At 59.1% G+C, this 15,246-nt stretch carries 14 protein-coding genes; 7 read left to right on the top strand and 7 right to left on the bottom strand.

Translation table 11 applies throughout. The features are described 5' to 3' along the window. Positions 1-8 precede the first annotated feature (8 nt). Positions 9-944, top strand: a complete 936-nt coding sequence (locus GQ39_RS19690; RefSeq protein ID WP_047532783.1) for a glutathione S-transferase family protein — start codon at positions 9-11, stop codon at positions 942-944. 38 nt (positions 945-982) lie between these two features. On the opposite strand, the gene GQ39_RS19685 is transcribed toward GQ39_RS19690, so the two are convergent. Both GQ39_RS19685 and yejK read right to left on the bottom strand, forming a co-directional pair. Continuing rightward, positions 983-1,333, bottom strand: coding sequence for a glutaredoxin family protein (locus GQ39_RS19685; RefSeq protein WP_047532781.1), 351 nt, complete (start codon positions 1,331-1,333; stop codon positions 983-985). Beyond that, positions 1,333-2,337: a nucleoid-associated protein YejK gene (gene yejK, locus GQ39_RS19680; protein WP_047532779.1), complete on the bottom strand. Its 1,005-nt coding sequence runs from the start codon at positions 2,335-2,337 to the stop codon at positions 1,333-1,335. The genes GQ39_RS19685 and yejK overlap by 1 nt, the downstream gene beginning before the upstream one ends. 396 nt (positions 2,338-2,733) lie before the next feature. Between yejK and GQ39_RS19675 the strand changes: the two genes are divergently transcribed. Further along, entirely contained in the window at positions 2,734-3,015 is a 282-nt protein-coding gene (locus tag GQ39_RS19675; protein ID WP_007905514.1) for an HU family DNA-binding protein, read from the top strand. Positions 3,016-3,369: 354 nt separating this feature from the next. After that, a complete protein-coding gene (locus GQ39_RS19670; RefSeq protein WP_047532776.1) occupies positions 3,370-3,807 on the top strand; it encodes a DUF3757 domain-containing protein in 438 nt (145 codons plus the stop codon). Positions 3,808-3,919: 112 nt separating this feature from the next. On the opposite strand, the gene rlmF is transcribed toward GQ39_RS19670, so the two are convergent. The 5 genes from rlmF to GQ39_RS19645 form a co-directional block, all read right to left on the bottom strand. Continuing rightward, positions 3,920-4,951, bottom strand: coding sequence for a 23S rRNA (adenine(1618)-N(6))-methyltransferase RlmF (gene rlmF, locus GQ39_RS19665; protein WP_047532774.1), 1,032 nt, complete (start codon positions 4,949-4,951; stop codon positions 3,920-3,922). A gap of 263 nt (positions 4,952-5,214) precedes the next feature. Continuing rightward, positions 5,215-8,061: a valine--tRNA ligase gene (locus GQ39_RS19660; protein ID WP_047532772.1), complete on the bottom strand. Its 2,847-nt coding sequence runs from the start codon at positions 8,059-8,061 to the stop codon at positions 5,215-5,217. Positions 8,062-8,291: 230 nt separating this feature from the next. Beyond that, positions 8,292-9,608 (bottom strand): MFS transporter, encoded by a 1,317-nt coding sequence (locus tag GQ39_RS19655; RefSeq protein WP_047532771.1) that lies wholly within the window; start codon positions 9,606-9,608, stop codon positions 8,292-8,294. 197 nt (positions 9,609-9,805) lie between these two features. Then, the gene (locus GQ39_RS19650) at positions 9,806-11,041 is read right to left on the bottom strand and encodes a transporter associated domain-containing protein (RefSeq protein WP_047532768.1); all 1,236 of its coding nucleotides are present in this window, start codon (positions 11,039-11,041) and stop codon (positions 9,806-9,808) included. 12 nt (positions 11,042-11,053) lie between these two features. Further along, entirely contained in the window at positions 11,054-11,866 is an 813-nt protein-coding gene (locus tag GQ39_RS19645) for a cytochrome C assembly family protein (RefSeq protein ID WP_047532765.1), read from the bottom strand. Between the two features lie 196 nt (positions 11,867-12,062). Here GQ39_RS19645 and ffh point away from each other — a divergent pair, with 196 nt between their 5' ends. From ffh to trmD, 4 genes are all read left to right on the top strand, one after another. Beyond that, positions 12,063-13,439 carry a signal recognition particle protein gene (ffh, locus tag GQ39_RS19640; RefSeq protein WP_008057801.1) on the top strand — a complete coding sequence of 459 codons (1,377 nt, stop codon included), beginning with the start codon at positions 12,063-12,065 and terminating at the stop codon, positions 13,437-13,439. Between the two features lie 251 nt (positions 13,440-13,690). Continuing rightward, positions 13,691-13,942 (top strand): 30S ribosomal protein S16, encoded by a 252-nt coding sequence (gene rpsP / locus GQ39_RS19635; protein ID WP_003198088.1) that lies wholly within the window; start codon positions 13,691-13,693, stop codon positions 13,940-13,942. 5 nt (positions 13,943-13,947) lie between these two features. Further along, complete coding sequence (gene rimM, locus GQ39_RS19630; protein ID WP_007972729.1) at positions 13,948-14,484, top strand: ribosome maturation factor RimM; 537 nt, start codon at positions 13,948-13,950, stop codon at positions 14,482-14,484. A gap of 2 nt (positions 14,485-14,486) precedes the next feature. Then, on the top strand, positions 14,487-15,239 hold the full coding sequence (trmD, locus tag GQ39_RS19625) for a tRNA (guanosine(37)-N1)-methyltransferase TrmD (protein ID WP_047532757.1): 753 nt from the start codon (positions 14,487-14,489) through the stop codon (positions 15,237-15,239). Positions 15,240-15,246: the final 7 nt, after the last annotated feature.

Genomic DNA, 15,246 nt, shown 5'->3' with positions numbered 1-15,246 from the left:
AGCCGAGCATGTCCGAGTTGATCCTGCATCATTACCCGACGTCCCCATTTGCCGAAAAGGCGCGTTTGCTGCTGGGCTTCAAGGGATTGTCCTGGCGCTCGGTGAAGATCTCACCGGTGATGCCCAAACCCGACCTGACCGCGTTGACCGGTGGCTATCGCAAGACCCCGGTGCTGCAAATCGGCGCGGATATTTATTGCGACACTTCGTTGATCGCCCGTCGTCTGGAGCAGGAAAAAGCCCTGCCGGCGTTCTTCCCGGAAGGCCAGGAAATGATCACCGCCAGCTTCGCCAGCTGGGCCGATTCGGTGGTGTTCCAGCATGCGGTCAGCCTGGTGTTCCAGCCGGAATCGATGGCGGTGCGCTTCGGCAATTTGTCGCCAGAAGCGATCAAGGCCTTTATCGCCGACCGCGCCGGGCTGTTCAGCGGCGGCAGCGCCACGCGCCTGTCGGCGGAGCAGGCCAGGCATCAGTGGCCGACGATCATGTCGCGGCTGGAACAACAGCTGCAGCGCGAGGAGGGGGATTACCTGTTCGGCGAACCGTCGATTGCCGACTTCGCCCTGGCGCATTCGTTATGGTTTCTCAAGGCGACGCCCGTGACGTCTCCGCTTGTGGATAACTATCCGGCGGTGGCCGCATGGCATGCCCGTGTGTTGGGGTTCGGCCATGGCGCCTCGAACGAGATGACCGCCGAAGAGGCGTTGCAAGTGGCGCGGGCTTCCACGCCGGCCGCATTGCCGGACGAGCAGTTCGATGAACCGAATGGTTTCAAGGCGGGCCAGCCGGTGGTGATCGCAGCAACCGACTATGGCGTCGATCCGGTGGCGGGTGAGTTGTTGTTTGCCGGCCGAGAGGAATTGATTCTTCGTCGCGAAGACGAGCGTGGCGGTCTGGTGCATGTGCACTTTCCGCGGTTCGGTTTCCGGATCGAAGCGGCCTGACAGTCCCTGCAGGAGCGCGCTTGCTCGCTCCTGCAGGGTTACTTCAATGCGGCCAGAATGGCATCCGGGTCATATTTGCGAATCAGCGTTCCGTTCACATCGATGATCGGAATCCCGCCGCCGCCCAGCGCTTCATAGTCCTTGCGCGCCACAGCATCCTTTTCGATATCGAATTCCTTGTACGGAATGTTCCTTTGATCGAGAAAGCGCCGGGTCTGTTTGCAGTAGCCGCACCAGTCAGTGCTGTAGATCACGACATTGGCTTTGAGCTGCATCTGCTCGGACACCAACCGGGTCGGATCCATCAGGCGCTCGATCTTGCCCCAGTTCTGGTAGACCACGACCACCAGCAGGATCAGCAGGCATTTCTTCAACACCCTGCCCAGCATCAGTTGCGTCGCTTGAGCTGGTCGGTGAGCGAAGTGGGCAGGCCCTTGATGATCAGCGTACCGGCCTCTTCGTCATACTCGATCTTCGAGCCCAGCAAGTGCGCCTCGAAACTGATCGAAAGGCCTTCGGCGCGACCGGTGAAGCGGCGGAACTGGTTCAGGGTGCGTTTATCGGCCGGGATTTCCGGCGACAGGCCGTAATCCTTGTTGCGAATGTGGTCGTAGAAAGCTTTAGGGCGTTCTTCGTCGATCAGCTCCGACAACTCTTCCAGGCCCATGGGCTCGCCCAGTTTGGCCTGGCTGCTGGCGTAATCCACCAGGGTCTTGGTTTTTTCGCGGGCGGAGTCTTCTGGCAGGTCTTCGCTTTCGACGAAGTCACTGAACGCCTTGAGCAGCGTGCGGGTTTCGCCCGGCCCGTCGACGCCTTCCTGGCAGCCGATGAAGTCGCGGAAATACTCCGAAACCTTTTTGCCGTTCTTGCCTTTGATGAACGAAATGTACTGCTTGGACTGCTTGTTGTTCTGCCACTCGGAAACGTTGATCCGCGCCGCCAGATGCAATTGGCCCAGGTCCAGGTGACGGGACGGGGTCACGTCCAGTTGATCGGTCACTGCGACGCCTTCGCTGTGGTGCAGCAGGGCAATGGCCAGATAGTCGGTCATGCCTTGCTGGTAGTGCGCGAACAATACGTGGCCGCCGACCGAGAGGTTGGATTCCTCCATCAGTTTTTGCAGGTGTTCCACCGCCACGCGGCTGAACGCCGTGAAGTCCCTGCCGCCATCGAGGTATTCCTTCAGCCAGCCGCTGAAAGGAAAGGCCCCGGACTCCGGATGAAACAGCCCCCAGGCTTTGCCCTGTTTGGCGTTATAGCTTTCATTGAGGTCGGCGAGCATGTTCTCGATGGCTGCGGACTCGGCCAGTTCCGATTCGCGAGCGTGGAGAACTGCAGGTGTGCCGTCGGGTTTTTTGTCGATCAGGTGGACGATGCAATGACGGATCGGCATGGGTTTCTCGGCTGATTGAAGAGAGGAGGGCGTGCTCCCCCGAAAAAGCGCTCAGTGTACCGCAACCACTGGTTTTGGCGCGGTGCGAAGGTCAATTCCAGGGTGGCTGGCGGCACATATGCGATTTTTTCCCGTTTTAGAGCAATAAAGCTGACCAAATGGGTAGCTGGAGGCGGATATTTCCCCGTCTCTGTGCTAGTTTTGCCCCGTCTTACGCGACGTCACTGCGTTAAGCGTGCATTCAGCATTTGTCAGGTCGAACCAAACCCTGATTTCGGTATCTATAACCCCGATCCCGTGGTTATTTGGCCGAGGGTGCCAGATCCAGAAGATCGGGCTCGATGGCTGACACTGCACTCTGCAATCCATATGAATTTGATAGGGAAGGAACACTAAATGGCTCTTACTAAAGACCAACTGATCGCCGACATCGCTGAAGCTATCGACGCGCCAAAAACCACCGCGCGTAACGCTCTGGACCAACTGGGCCAAATCGTTGCCGATCAGCTGGAAAACGGCGGCGAAATCACTCTGCCAGGTATCGGCAAGCTGAAAGTGACTGAGCGTCCTGCCCGTACTGGCCGTAACCCTTCGACTGGCGCTGCCATCGAAATCGCTGCCAAGAAAGTGATCAAGCTGGTTGTGGCCAAAGGCCTGACCGACGCTGTCAACAAGTAAGACTTGTTAAAAGAACCGTGCGCCGGAGCAATCCGGGCACGGTTTTTTTGTGCCCGCCAGAATGATCTGCGCAAGGTAGATCTATGTAACACTTTGTTTATTTCTCTGAAGTACGTTTTATCCCCGGACATTTAATGTTTCTGGTAATGAATTTATGGACTTGTTGGTTAAGCGTCGCTTCAGTTTTTTCAGTGTGAGTTAAATAAGTCAGTTTTCTTGGTCTATGAAGTGAACTTTCCTACGGAACTGATAGTTGAGTGTGTGCCGTAGATCGGTAGTATCGATCGGGTTTCGCGCTTGGCTTTGCGTAAAAGCTAAAAACTAAATTCTGGTTGTTAGTTACAGGGACGTTCTATGAAACTTAAACAGTTGGTGATGTGCATTTCGATTCTGTTGTCTGGCCATGCCTGGGCAGATGTCACGGAATACTGCCCAAGCCCTTCAGACATCAGGGAATTGGCCCCGGGTATTTACAAAGCGCCCACGGCCAGCGGCGATGGCGAATGGTACGGTGTGTCTCAAGGCGGCCAGGGGCCGGTGGGTGAATTCGAATTGGCGATATTCATGCCTCACAAGGATGTCGAGGAGGGGACCGTCATCGGTGAGGTCCAGCGCTGTGGTTATAGGCTGCAGAAAGGCGGCGCGGTGGACATGAAGTTCAAAAGGGAAGGGACCGTCGCGAGTATTGATACCGGCGGATCGTGGGAAGAGTGGAATTCACGGTATTACTGCGATAACAAAGAAGTGCGCGGCTGTACATTCAAAGAGATCGTCAGGCCAGCGAAGCGCTGATGCTGTAAGCAAGTAAGGCTTGTTAAAAAGACCGTGCGCCGGAGTCGTTCGGGCACGGTTTTTTTTGTCCTCGACAACGACTTGCGCCAAGGCAAGTCGCAGCGATGTTCGGTTACTCCGTTGAAGCCTTGGCCCAGCGTGCCTGACGCCAGGCCTGTTGCTGCGCCTTGGTCTGGAACGTCCAGGCGACGAAGCGGCTCTGCTTCTGCCCCTGGGACATTTCCACCACCTGGCTTTCCAGCACGCCAGCCTTTTTCAGGGTTGTCTGGATCGCCGGCAGGTTCGAGGCTTTCGACACCAATGTGCTGAACCACAACACCTGTTGCCCCACCTGCGCGCTTTCGCTGATCAATTGCGTGACAAATCGTGCTTCGCCACCCTCACACCACAACTCTGCCGCCTGACCGCCAAAATTCAGCACCGGCAGTTTGCGCTTCGGATCGGCCTTGCCCAGCGCACGCCATTTACGCGTGCTGCCTCGGGTCGCTTCCTCCAGAGACGCGTGGAACGGCGGGTTGCACATAGTCAGGTCAAAACGCTCGGCGCTTTCGAGCAGGCCCAGCAGGATCTGTTTCGGGTTGCTCTGCTGACGGATCTGAATGGCTTTGTTCAAGCCGTTGGACTGAATGATGGCTTTGGCGGCGGCGATGGCGGTGGCGTCGATCTCCGAGCCGAGGAACTGCCAGCGGTAATCGCTGTGACCAATCAGCGGATACACGCAGTTGGCGCCCATGCCGATATCCAGCACCTTCACTGCCGCGCCACGCGGGATCACGCCATCATTGCCACTGGCCAGCAGATCGGCCAGAAAGTGCACGTAATCCGCACGTCCCGGCACTGGCGGGCACAGATAGTCGGCTGGAATGTCCCAATGGGCGATGCCGTAGAACGACTTGAGCAGTGCCCGATTGAACACGCGCACCGCATCCGGGCTGGCGAAGTCGATGCTTTCCTTGCCGTATGGGTTGGTGATCACGAACTGCTTCAATTCCGGCGTGGTTTTGATCAGCGCCGGGAAGTCATAGCGACCCTGGTGGCGATTGCGCGGATGCAGGCTGGCCTTCTCGCGTGGCTCGACGGCTTTGGCTGCCTTGGTCGGATCAGGCTTTTGGCGCGCAGGTTTGGGGGTGCGGGGGGTGGTCATGGGGGTGGTCGATTCGGGCGTGGCTATAAGTGGCGGGTATTGTCCCACATCCGGCCGTTGTGAGCTCAACTGTGCGGGTCACCGCAAGCCCGCTGTGGGAGCGAGCTTGCTCGCGATAGCGGTCTGTCAGCGATATCAAAGGTGAATGTGATGCACTCATCGCGAGCAAGCTTGCCCACAGCGATTTTTTGGGTGTTTGGGAGAAAGGGGCGGCATAAAAAAGGGAGGCCACCCGGGCCTCCCTGTTTTATTGCGATTTGCCGTTACAGACTGGCAATCCGCGCGTGTTGCTCCGCCAGCTTGCCCAGAGCCTGTTCGGCTTCTGCCAGTTTGGCGCGTTCTTTCTCGATGACTTCAGCCGGTGCCTTGTCGACGAAGCCGGCGTTGGACAGCTTGCCGCCAACCCGTTGCACTTCGCCTTGCAGGCGCTGGATTTCCTTGTCCAGACGCGCCAGTTCCGCACCTTTGTCGATCAGGCCGGCCATCGGTACCAGCACTTCCATCTCGCCGACCAGCGCGGTCGCCGACAGTGGCGCTTCTTCGCCGGCAGCCAGAACGGTGATCGATTCGAGACGTGCCAGTTTCTTCAGCAACGCTTCGTTTTCAGTGAGACGACGCTGATCCTCGGCGCTGACGTTCTTCAGGAACAGCGGCAGCGGTTTGCCCGGGCCGATGTTCATTTCGCCACGGATGTTACGCGTGCCGAGCATCAGGCCCTTGAGCCATTCGATGTCATCTTCGGCGGCCTGATCGATGCGTGTTTCATTGGCCACCGGCCAAGGTTGCAGCATGATCGTCTTGCCTTCGATGCCGGCCAGCGGCGCAATGCGCTGCCAGATTTCCTCGGTGATGAACGGCATGAACGGATGGGCCAGGCGCAGGGCCACTTCCAGTACGCGAACCAGGGTGCGACGGGTGCCGCGCTGACGTTCAACCGGGGCGTTCTCGTCCCACAGCACAGGCTTGGACAGTTCCAGGTACCAGTCGCAGTACTGGTTCCAGATGAACTCGTATAGCGCTTGCGCCGCGAGGTCGAAGCGGAACTGATCCAGTTGGCGGGTCACTTCGGCTTCGGTGCGTTGCAGCTGCGAAATGATCCAGCGATCGGCCAGGGACAGTTCGTAGGCTTCGCCGTTCTGGCCGCAGTCTTCGCCCTTGTCCAGCACGTAGCGCGCGGCGTTCCAGATCTTGTTGCAGAAGTTGCGGTAGCCTTCGACGCGGCCCATGTCGAACTTGATGTCGCGACCGGTGGACGCCAGCGAGCAGAAGGTGAAACGCAGGGCGTCGGTGCCATAGCTGGCGATGCCCTCGGCAAACTCTTCGCGGGTTTGCTTCTCGATCTTCTTCGCCAGTTTTGGCTGCATCATGCCGGAGGTGCGCTTGCTGACCAGCTCTTCCAGCTCGATACCGTCGATGATGTCCAGCGGGTCAAGGACGTTGCCCTTGGACTTGGACATCTTCTGGCCCTGGCCATCACGCACCAGACCGTGCACATAAACAGTCTTGAACGGAACCTGTGGCGTGCCGTCCTCGTTCTTGATCAGGTGCATCGTCAGCATGATCATCCGGGCAACCCAGAAGAAAATGATGTCGAAGCCGGTGACCAGCACGTCGGTGGAGTGGAACTTCTTCAGGAATTCGGTTTGCTCAGGCCAGCCGAGTGTCGAGAACGTCCACAGGCCGGAACTGAACCAGGTGTCGAGAACGTCGTTGTCCTGTTGCAGTGCAACATCCGGACCGAGGTGGTGCTTGGCGCGCACTTCGGCTTCGTCGCGGCCAACGTAAACCTTGCCCGACTCGTCGTACCAGGCCGGAATCCGGTGGCCCCACCACAGCTGACGGCTGATGCACCAATCCTGAATGTCACGCATCCAGGAGAAGTACATGTTTTCGTACTGCTTGGGCACGAACTGGATGCGGCCGTCTTCGACGGCGGCAATGGCAGGCTCGGCCAAAGGCTTGGTGGATACGTACCACTGGTCGGTCAGCCACGGCTCGATGATGGTGCCGGAGCGGTCGCCTTTCGGGACTTTCAGGGCGTGATCGTCAACGCTGACCAGCAGGCCCGCGGCTTCGAACGCGGCCACGATCTGCTTGCGGGCTTCGAAACGGTCGAGACCGGCGTATTCGGCCGGGATCTTGCCGTCGATGCTTTCGTTCAGCGTGCCGTCGAGGTTGAACACCTGGGCGGCTGGCAGGACGCTGGCATTTTTGTCGAAGATGTTCAGCAGCGGCAGGTTGTGACGCTTGCCGACTTCGTAGTCGTTGAAATCGTGGGCCGGGGTGATTTTCACGCAGCCGGTGCCGAATTCAGGGTCGCAGTAATCGTCGGCGATGATCGGGATGCGGCGGCCAACCAGCGGCAGCTCGACGTATTTGCCGATCAAGGCTTTGTAGCGTTCGTCGTTCGGGTTAACGGCCACGGCGGCGTCGCCGAGCATGGTTTCCGGACGAGTCGTCGCGACGATCAGGTAGTCGTTGCCTTCAGCGGTCTTGGCGCCGTCGGCCAGCGGGTATTTCAGGTTCCACAGGAAACCCTTCTCGTCGTGGTTTTCCACTTCAAGGTCGGAAATCGCCGTGTGCAGCTTTGTGTCCCAGTTGACCAGGCGCTTGCCGCGATAGATCAGGCCGTCTTCATGCAGGCGTACGAAGGCTTCTTTGACCGCTTCCGACAGGCCATCGTCCATGGTGAAGCGTTCGCGGCTCCAGTCGACGGATGAGCCGAGGCGGCGGATCTGGCGGCTGATGTTGCCGCCGGACTGATCCTTCCATTCCCAGACTTTCTCAAGGAATTTGTCACGGCCCAAATCGTGACGATTCTGGCCCTGGGCTTCGAGTTGACGCTCCACCAGCATCTGCGTGGCGATACCGGCGTGGTCGGTGCCCGGCTGCCACAGGGTGTTGCGACCCTGCATGCGGCGGAAACGGATCAGGGCGTCCATGATCGCGTTGTTGAAGCCGTGACCCATGTGCAGGCTGCCGGTGACGTTCGGCGGCGGGATCATGATGGTGTAGGACTCGCCCGCGCCTTGCGGGGCGAAGTAATTCTCTGACTCCCAGGTGTTGTACCAGGAAGTTTCAATGGCGTGCGGCTGGTAGGTCTTATCCATGCGCGGCGGGACCCTATTGGCATTTATTCAGGAAAAGCCGAAGAGTATAGCGGGGATATACTGTTACGCGTAGAGCGAGGTGCCAGCGGAAGGGGGAAAATTGGGGGATGTGTATTGCCAGAGTGGGCGCCATCGCTGGCCAGCCAGCTCCCACAAGGGCCGGTGTCGATCACAATAGAGTGGTACGACACTGAGCCTGTGGGCGCTGGCTGGCCGGCGATAGCGGTTTGTCAGTCGATACGATTCAAATCGTTATTGCGCGTTTCTTTCAGGCACAGCACTGCAATCAAGCTCAACACCGCAGCCCCGGACACGTATCCACCGACATAGCTCAAACCGCCCATCGCCACCAGTTTCTGCGCGAAGAACGGCGCGGCCGAAGCCCCGACAATGCCGCCCAGGTTGTAGGCCGCGGAGGCGCCGGTATAGCGCACGTGGGTTGGAAACAGTTCCGGCAGCAGCGCGCCCATCGGCGCAAAGGTCACGCCCATCAGAAACAGTTCGATGCACAGGAACAGCGCTACGCCCCAGGTCGAACCCTGGGTGAGCAGAGGCTCCATCAAGAACCCGGACAGAATGGCCAGCACGCCACCGATGATCAGCACCGGTTTGCGCCCGAAGCGGTCACTGGCCCAGGCCGAGAGCGGTGTGGCGGCGGCCATGAACAGTACGGCGAAGCACAGCAGGCCGAGGAAGGTTTCGCGGCTGTAGCCGAGTGTCGCCACACCATAACTGAGCGAAAACACGGTCGAGATATAAAACAGCGCGTAGCACACCACCATCGAGCCGGCGCCCAACAAAACCGGCACCCAGTATTGGCTGAACAGCTCGATCAGCGGGATCTTCACCCGTTCCTGGCGCGCCACGGCGTTGGCGAACACCGGTGTTTCATGGAGCTTGAGGCGCACATACAGCCCGACCATCACCAGCACGGCGCTGAGCAGAAACGGAATTCGCCAGCCCCAGGAGCGGAACTGTTCGTCGTCCAGGCCCATGGCCAGCGTCAGAAACAGGCCGTTCGCCGCCAGAAACCCGATGGAAGGGCCGAGTTGCGGAAACATGCCGAACCACGCGCGTTTGCCTTTGGGCGCGTTTTCCGTGGCCAGCAAGGCCGCGCCGCCCCATTCGCCGCCCAGCCCCAAGCCTTGGCCGAAGCGCAACACGCAGAGCAGGATCGGCGCCCAGGCCCCGATGCTGTCGTAACCTGGCAGCACGCCGATCAGCGTGGTGCACACCCCCATCAAGAGCAGGGAAGCCACCAGAGTGGACTTTCGGCCGATACGGTCGCCGAAGTGACCAAACAGCGCCGAACCCAGGGGGCGGGCAAGGAATGCGATGCCGAATGTGAGGAAGGCCGAAAGCATCTGCGCCGTGCCGGATGTTTGCGGAAAGAATACCGGGCCGATCACCAGCGCGGCTGCGGTGGCATAGACGTAGAAATCGTAGAACTCGATGGCGGTGCCGATGAAACTCGCCGTGGCCACGCGGGTGGCGGAGTTCGTCGGTTGCGCGGGTGTGGAATCGCTGTAAGTCGTGCTGGTCGTCATGCGGTTATCCCTGACAGTCATGTGCCCCAGTGGAGCGAATTATTATGGTTGATACCCAGGGATGTGGGTTTGGAGCAGGGTGCGGGTAGCACGGGTGTAGCGAGGCTTGGGTAAGCGGCTCGATTATAGGAAGGTGGCTAACGATCTAACAAGTGGCCTGGTTTTCGCAGTTTTTTGTGGGGAAGTTGCGCTGAATCCTAGATAACCACCGGCATCGGGGTAGTCTGCCAGATCAGTACCCGAGTCACCCGATTGTCCTCGGTTTCGAGAATTTCCAGTCGGTACCGACCGATCTTCAGGCATACCGCGCTCTCGGGAATCGTTTCCAGCGCTTCGGTCACCAGGCCGTTCAAGGTCTTCGGGCCATCGCTTGGCAGGTGCCAGCCAAGGCTCTTGTTCAGTTCGCGAATTGACGCTGCGCCGTCGATCACCAAGCGGCCATCGGCCTGGGGGTGGATGTGCGGGTTGTTCAGGCTTTGCTGGCTTTCGAACTCGCCGACGATTTCTTCGAGAATATCTTCCAGGGTCACGATGCCGAGCACTTCGCCGTACTCGTCGACCACCATGCCCAGACGGCGTTGCTGTTTGTGGAAATTCAGCAGTTGCAGTTGCAAGGGAGTGCTTTCAGGCACGAAGTACGGTTCGCGACTGGCAGCCAGCAGCGCTTCCAGGGTCAGGCTCGCGTCGGGTAGCAGGTGGCCGATTTGCCGGGTGTTGAGTACGGCTTCGACCTGATTGATATCACTGTGGAACACCGGCAGGCGGGTGCGCTTGTTGTGGCGCAGTTGCTCGATGATTTCTTCGATCGGATCGTCGAGGTTGATCCCGTCGACTTCACTGCGCGGCACCAGAATGTCGTTGACCGTGATGTTGTCCAGCGCATGGATGCCAGGCAGCGAGTGCGGGCGGCAGATGGCGGGTTCGCGATCGTCGTACTGGGCTTTCGGTGGTTCGTCTTCGCTTTGTTGCACCACTTTGGCTTTGCGCTCGAGCGGTCTCAGCAGCAATTGGCTGGTGGCGTTGAGCAGCCAGGCTGCCGGGTAGATGATCTTCAGCGGAATGCGCAGCAGGTTGTTGCCCAGGGCCAGAATTGCATCCGGATGGCGGGTGGCGAGGGCGCGTGGCAGGTAGTCGGCGAACACCAGCAAGATGGCGCTCGCGCCGAGGCACGCGACCCACGGCCCCTTTTCGGCCCAGGTGAAAAGGGCCAGCAATGTACAGATGACCACCACCAGCGTGCGACACAGGGTGTTGCACAAGATCAGGCTGTTGAGCGGAAAGCTCAGCCTGGTCAGCGGTTTGTCGCTTGAACGTGAGGCGATGCGCTTGGCCAGTACGTGCTGGTGAGCGGCTTCAATGGCGGTGAACAGCCCCGACCATAAAATCAACAGGGCCACTACTGCGAGCATCGGCCCTATGGGCAAGTCGTCCATTTATGCCGCCCGTCAGATGTGCAGGATGTATTCACGAACCAGCTTGCTGCCGAAATACGCCAGCATCAGCAGGCAGAAACCGGCAAGGGTCCAGCGAATGGCCTTGTGTCCGCGCCAGCCGAGGCGATTACGGCCCCAGAGCAGTACGCTGAAGACGATCCAGGCCAGGCAGGCCAGCAAGGTTTTGTGCACCAGATGCTGGGCGAACAGGTTTTCGACGAACAGCCAGCCCGAGATCAGCGACAGGGACAGCAGGGTCCAGCCGGCCCAGAGAAAGCCGAACAGCAGGCTTTCCATGGTTTGCAGCGGCGGGAAGTTCTTGATCAGCCCCGACGGGTGTTTGTGCTTGAGTTGATGGTCCTGAATCAGCAACAGCAAGGCCTGGAACACCGCAATGGTAAACATGCCGTAGGCGAGGATCGACAGCAGGATGTGAGCGAGGATGCCCGGTGCTTCGTCAATGATCTGCACGGTACCGGCGGGCGCAAACTGTGCCAGAAGCGCCGTCGCGGCCCCCAGTGGGAACAACAGCACCAGCAGGTTTTCCACCGGTATGCGTGAGCAGGCGAGCAGGGTCAGGGCTATGACGGCCGCGGCAATCAGGCTGGCGGCGCTGAAAAAGTCCAGCCCCAGGCCGATTGGCGTCAGCAGGTGAGTGACCAGGCTGGCGCCATGGGCCAGTACCGCCAGCACGCCGAGCGTGACGAGCAGCCGTTTGTTCGCCTTGGCGCCGTTGGCCAGGCGAGTGCCCTGATAGAAAGTCGCAGCGGCATACAAGCAGGCGGCGGCGAGAGTGGTTAGCAAGCTGGGTGACAAAGGGAGCATAAGTCCTGTTAGGCAAGCCCGAAAGCCGATGAGTTTGGCATAGAACCCACACAGCACGAAAGTGCGAGGTGTCCGCCAGACGCAGTCTTCGCTATAATCCGCGACCTGCCCACGCCGCAGGCTCGCCGAGTACACGTTTTAGTCCGGTACGGGCCGCCACTATCCCGGTCTACACAGGGCCTGAAAGGATCGCGCAATGTTTGAAAACTTAACCGACCGTCTCTCGCAGACGCTGCGCCATGTCACCGGCAAGGCCAAGCTGACCGAGGACAACATCAAAGACACCCTGCGTGAAGTGCGCATGGCGTTGCTCGAAGCCGACGTCGCCTTGCCGGTGGTCAAAGACTTCGTCAACTCGGTCAAGGAACGCGCTGTCGGTACCGAGGTGTCGCGCAGCCTGACGCCGGGCCAGGCCTTCGTGAAAATCGTCCAGGCCGAACTCGAAAGCTTGATGGGCGCAGCCAACGAAGACCTGAACCTGAGCGCCGTTCCGCCTGCCGTGATCCTGATGGCCGGTTTGCAGGGCGCTGGTAAAACCACCACCGCCGGCAAGCTCGCGCGCTTCCTTAAAGAGCGCAAGAAGAAGTCGGTCATGGTCGTGTCCGCTGACGTATACCGTCCAGCGGCGATCAAACAGCTGGAAATGCTCGCGGGCGAAGTCGGCGTTACCTTCTTTCCTTCCGACCTGAGCCAGAAGCCGGTCGCGATCGCGCAAGCAGCTATTAAAGAAGCGAAACTCAAATTCATCGATGTGGTGATCGTCGATACCGCCGGTCGCCTGCACATCGATGAAGAGATGATGGGCGAGATCAAGGCGCTGCATGCTGCGATCAACCCGGTCGAGACCCTGTTCGTGGTCGACGCCATGACCGGCCAGGATGCCGCCAACACGGCCAAGGCCTTCGGTGATGCGTTGCCGTTGACCGGTGTGATCCTGACCAAGGTCGACGGTGACGCCCGTGGCGGTGCAGCCCTTTCGGTGCGCGCCATCACCGGCAAGCCGATCAAGTTCATCGGTATGGGCGAGAAGAGCGAAGCGCTCGATCCGTTCCACCCTGAGCGTATCGCCTCGCGGATCCTCGGCATGGGTGACGTGCTCAGCCTGATCGAACAGGCAGAGGCGACCCTCGACAAGGACAAGGCCGACAAGCTGGCCAAGAAGCTGAAGAAGGGCAAGGGTTTCGACCTCGAAGACTTCCGTGATCAGCTGCAACAGATGAAAAACATGGGCGGCCTCGGCGGCCTCATGGACAAGCTGCCGAACATGGGCGGCGTGAACCTGGCGCAGATGGGCAACGCCCAGAGCGCGGCAGAGAAGCAATTCAAACAGATGGAAGCCATCATCAACTCCATGACCCCGGCCGAGCGCCGTGACCCTGAGCTGATCAGCGGTTCGCGCAAGCGTCGTATCGCCATGGGTTCCGGCACGCAAGTGCAGGACATCGGTCGCTTGATCAAGCAGCACAAGCAGATGCAGAAGATGATGAAGAAATTCTCGGCGAAAGGCGGGATGGCCAAAATGATGCGCGGCATGGGCGGTATGTTGCCCGGCGGCGGCATGCCGAAAATGTAAAGAATCCGCGCCGGTCGTCGCACCGGCGCAGACCCCGCAAGGACGCGGGATCTCCAGCAAACCCGCATTTGGCGGGAGCTGACCGGCCGTTTTTAACGACGGCTCTATGGCAGATCTGAATGGCACTTTGATAGGTGCCGGAAAAAGGCATTTGCAAAAGTCCGGATATTCCTTAGAATATGCGGCCTTTCGGGCACCCATGCCCGCTGTGCATTTAGATTTGCAGCACCGACTACAGGAACGATGTTCACATGCTAACAATCCGTCTTGCCCTTGGCGGCTCCAAAAAGCGCCCGTTTTACCACTTGACCGTAACCGACAGCCGCAACCCGCGCGACGGTTCGCACAAGGAACAGGTTGGTTTCTTCAACCCGGTTGCTCGTGGTCAAGAAGTCCGTCTGTCCGTGAACCAAGAGCGCGTAGCCTACTGGCTGAGCGTTGGTGCACAACCTTCTGAGCGCGTTGCTCAGTTGTTGAAGGAATCTGCTAAGGCTGCGGCCTGAGCAATATGAACGCGACGCCAGCTGTTGCTGATGATTTGATCGTTATCGGCAAGATTTACTCGGTTCACGGCGTTCGCGGCGAAGTGAAGGTGTACTCCTTTACTGATCCGATTAAGAACCTGCTGGATTACAAAACCTGGACGCTCAAGCGTGACGGCAATGTAAAGCAGGTAGAGCTGGTCAGCGGACGCGGGAACGACAAGTTCCTGGTCGCAAAGCTCAAGGGTCTCGATGATCGTGAAGAAGCTCGTCTTCTGGCCGGTTATGAGATCTGCGTGCCGCGCAACCTGTTCCCTGAACTGACCGACGGCGAGTACTACTGGTACCAGCTGGAAGGTCTCAAGGTTATCGACACCCTCGGACAACTGTTCGGGAAGATCGATCACCTGCTCGAGACCGGCTCGAATGATGTAATGGTGGTCAAGCCTTGCGCTGGCAGCCTGGATGATCGCGAACGCCTGTTGCCCTATACCGAGCAATGCGTGTTGGCCGTCGACCTGGCCGCGGGCGAGATGAAGGTGGATTGGGACGCGGATTTCTAAGCGTGGCTAACTTGCGCGTAGAAGTGATCAGTTTGTTTCCCGAGATGTTCTCCGCCATCAGCGAGTACGGCATCACCAGTCGTGCGGTGAAACAGGGGCTCTTGCAGCTCACCTGTTGGAATCCGCGAGACTACACGACGGATCGACATCACACTGTGGATGATCGCCCATTTGGCGGTGGTCCGGGCATGGTGATGAAGATCAAGCCCCTGGAAGACGCTCTGGTTCAAGCCAAAGCCGCCGCCGGGGAGGGCGCGAAGGTGATTTACCTGTCGCCCCAAGGCCGTCAACTGACTCAGTCGGCGGTACGCGAGTTGGCGAATCTGGATGCATTGATCCTGATTGCCGGCCGCTATGAAGGCATTGACGAGCGGTTTATTGAAGCTCATGTCGATGAAGAGTGGTCGATTGGCGACTATGTACTGTCTGGCGGTGAGCTGCCGGCGATGGTCCTGATCGATGCGGTTACACGACTGCTGCCTGGAGCTTTAGGGCATGCGGACTCCGCCGAGGAAGATTCCTTTACGGATGGTTTGCTGGATTGCCCGCACTACACCCGACCGGAGGTGTATGCGGATCAGCGTGTTCCCGACGTATTGCTAAGTGGCAATCACGCGCACATCCGGCGTTGGCGTTTACAGCAGTCCCTTGGTCGGACCTATGAACGACGCGCCGATCTTCTGGAAAGCCGCTCGCTTTCTGGAGAAGAGAAGAAGCTGCTCGAGGAATATATCCGCGAGCGGGACGATAGTTAACAACGTA

The sequence above is a fragment of the Pseudomonas sp. 11/12A genome (assembly GCF_000800055.1).
In the GTDB taxonomy this organism is placed as follows: Bacteria; Pseudomonadota; Gammaproteobacteria; order Pseudomonadales; family Pseudomonadaceae; genus Aquipseudomonas; species Aquipseudomonas mohnii.
This window is presented reverse-complemented; position numbering and strand designations above follow the sequence as displayed.

What these genes read in the sequence shown, in the direction of transcription:
- GQ39_RS19690 (WP_047532783.1), top strand. Translation starts at nt 9, where the DNA reads ATGTCCGAGTTGATCCTGCATCATTACCCGACGTCCCCATTTGCCGAA.
- GQ39_RS19685 (WP_047532781.1), bottom strand. Translation starts at nt 1,333, where the DNA reads ATGCTGGGCAGGGTGTTGAAGAAATGCCTGCTGATCCTGCTGGTGGTC.
- yejK (WP_047532779.1), bottom strand. Translation starts at nt 2,337, where the DNA reads ATGCCGATCCGTCATTGCATCGTCCACCTGATCGACAAAAAACCCGAC.
- GQ39_RS19675 (WP_007905514.1), top strand. Translation starts at nt 2,734, where the DNA reads ATGGCTCTTACTAAAGACCAACTGATCGCCGACATCGCTGAAGCTATC.
- GQ39_RS19670 (WP_047532776.1), top strand. Translation starts at nt 3,370, where the DNA reads ATGAAACTTAAACAGTTGGTGATGTGCATTTCGATTCTGTTGTCTGGC.
- rlmF (WP_047532774.1), bottom strand. Translation starts at nt 4,951, where the DNA reads ATGACCACCCCCCGCACCCCCAAACCTGCGCGCCAAAAGCCTGATCCG.
- GQ39_RS19660 (WP_047532772.1), bottom strand. Translation starts at nt 8,061, where the DNA reads ATGGATAAGACCTACCAGCCGCACGCCATTGAAACTTCCTGGTACAAC.
- GQ39_RS19655 (WP_047532771.1), bottom strand. Translation starts at nt 9,608, where the DNA reads ATGACGACCAGCACGACTTACAGCGATTCCACACCCGCGCAACCGACG.
- GQ39_RS19650 (WP_047532768.1), bottom strand. Translation starts at nt 11,041, where the DNA reads ATGGACGACTTGCCCATAGGGCCGATGCTCGCAGTAGTGGCCCTGTTG.
- GQ39_RS19645 (WP_047532765.1), bottom strand. Translation starts at nt 11,866, where the DNA reads ATGCTCCCTTTGTCACCCAGCTTGCTAACCACTCTCGCCGCCGCCTGC.
- ffh (WP_008057801.1), top strand. Translation starts at nt 12,063, where the DNA reads ATGTTTGAAAACTTAACCGACCGTCTCTCGCAGACGCTGCGCCATGTC.
- rpsP (WP_003198088.1), top strand. Translation starts at nt 13,691, where the DNA reads ATGCTAACAATCCGTCTTGCCCTTGGCGGCTCCAAAAAGCGCCCGTTT.
- rimM (WP_007972729.1), top strand. Translation starts at nt 13,948, where the DNA reads ATGAACGCGACGCCAGCTGTTGCTGATGATTTGATCGTTATCGGCAAG.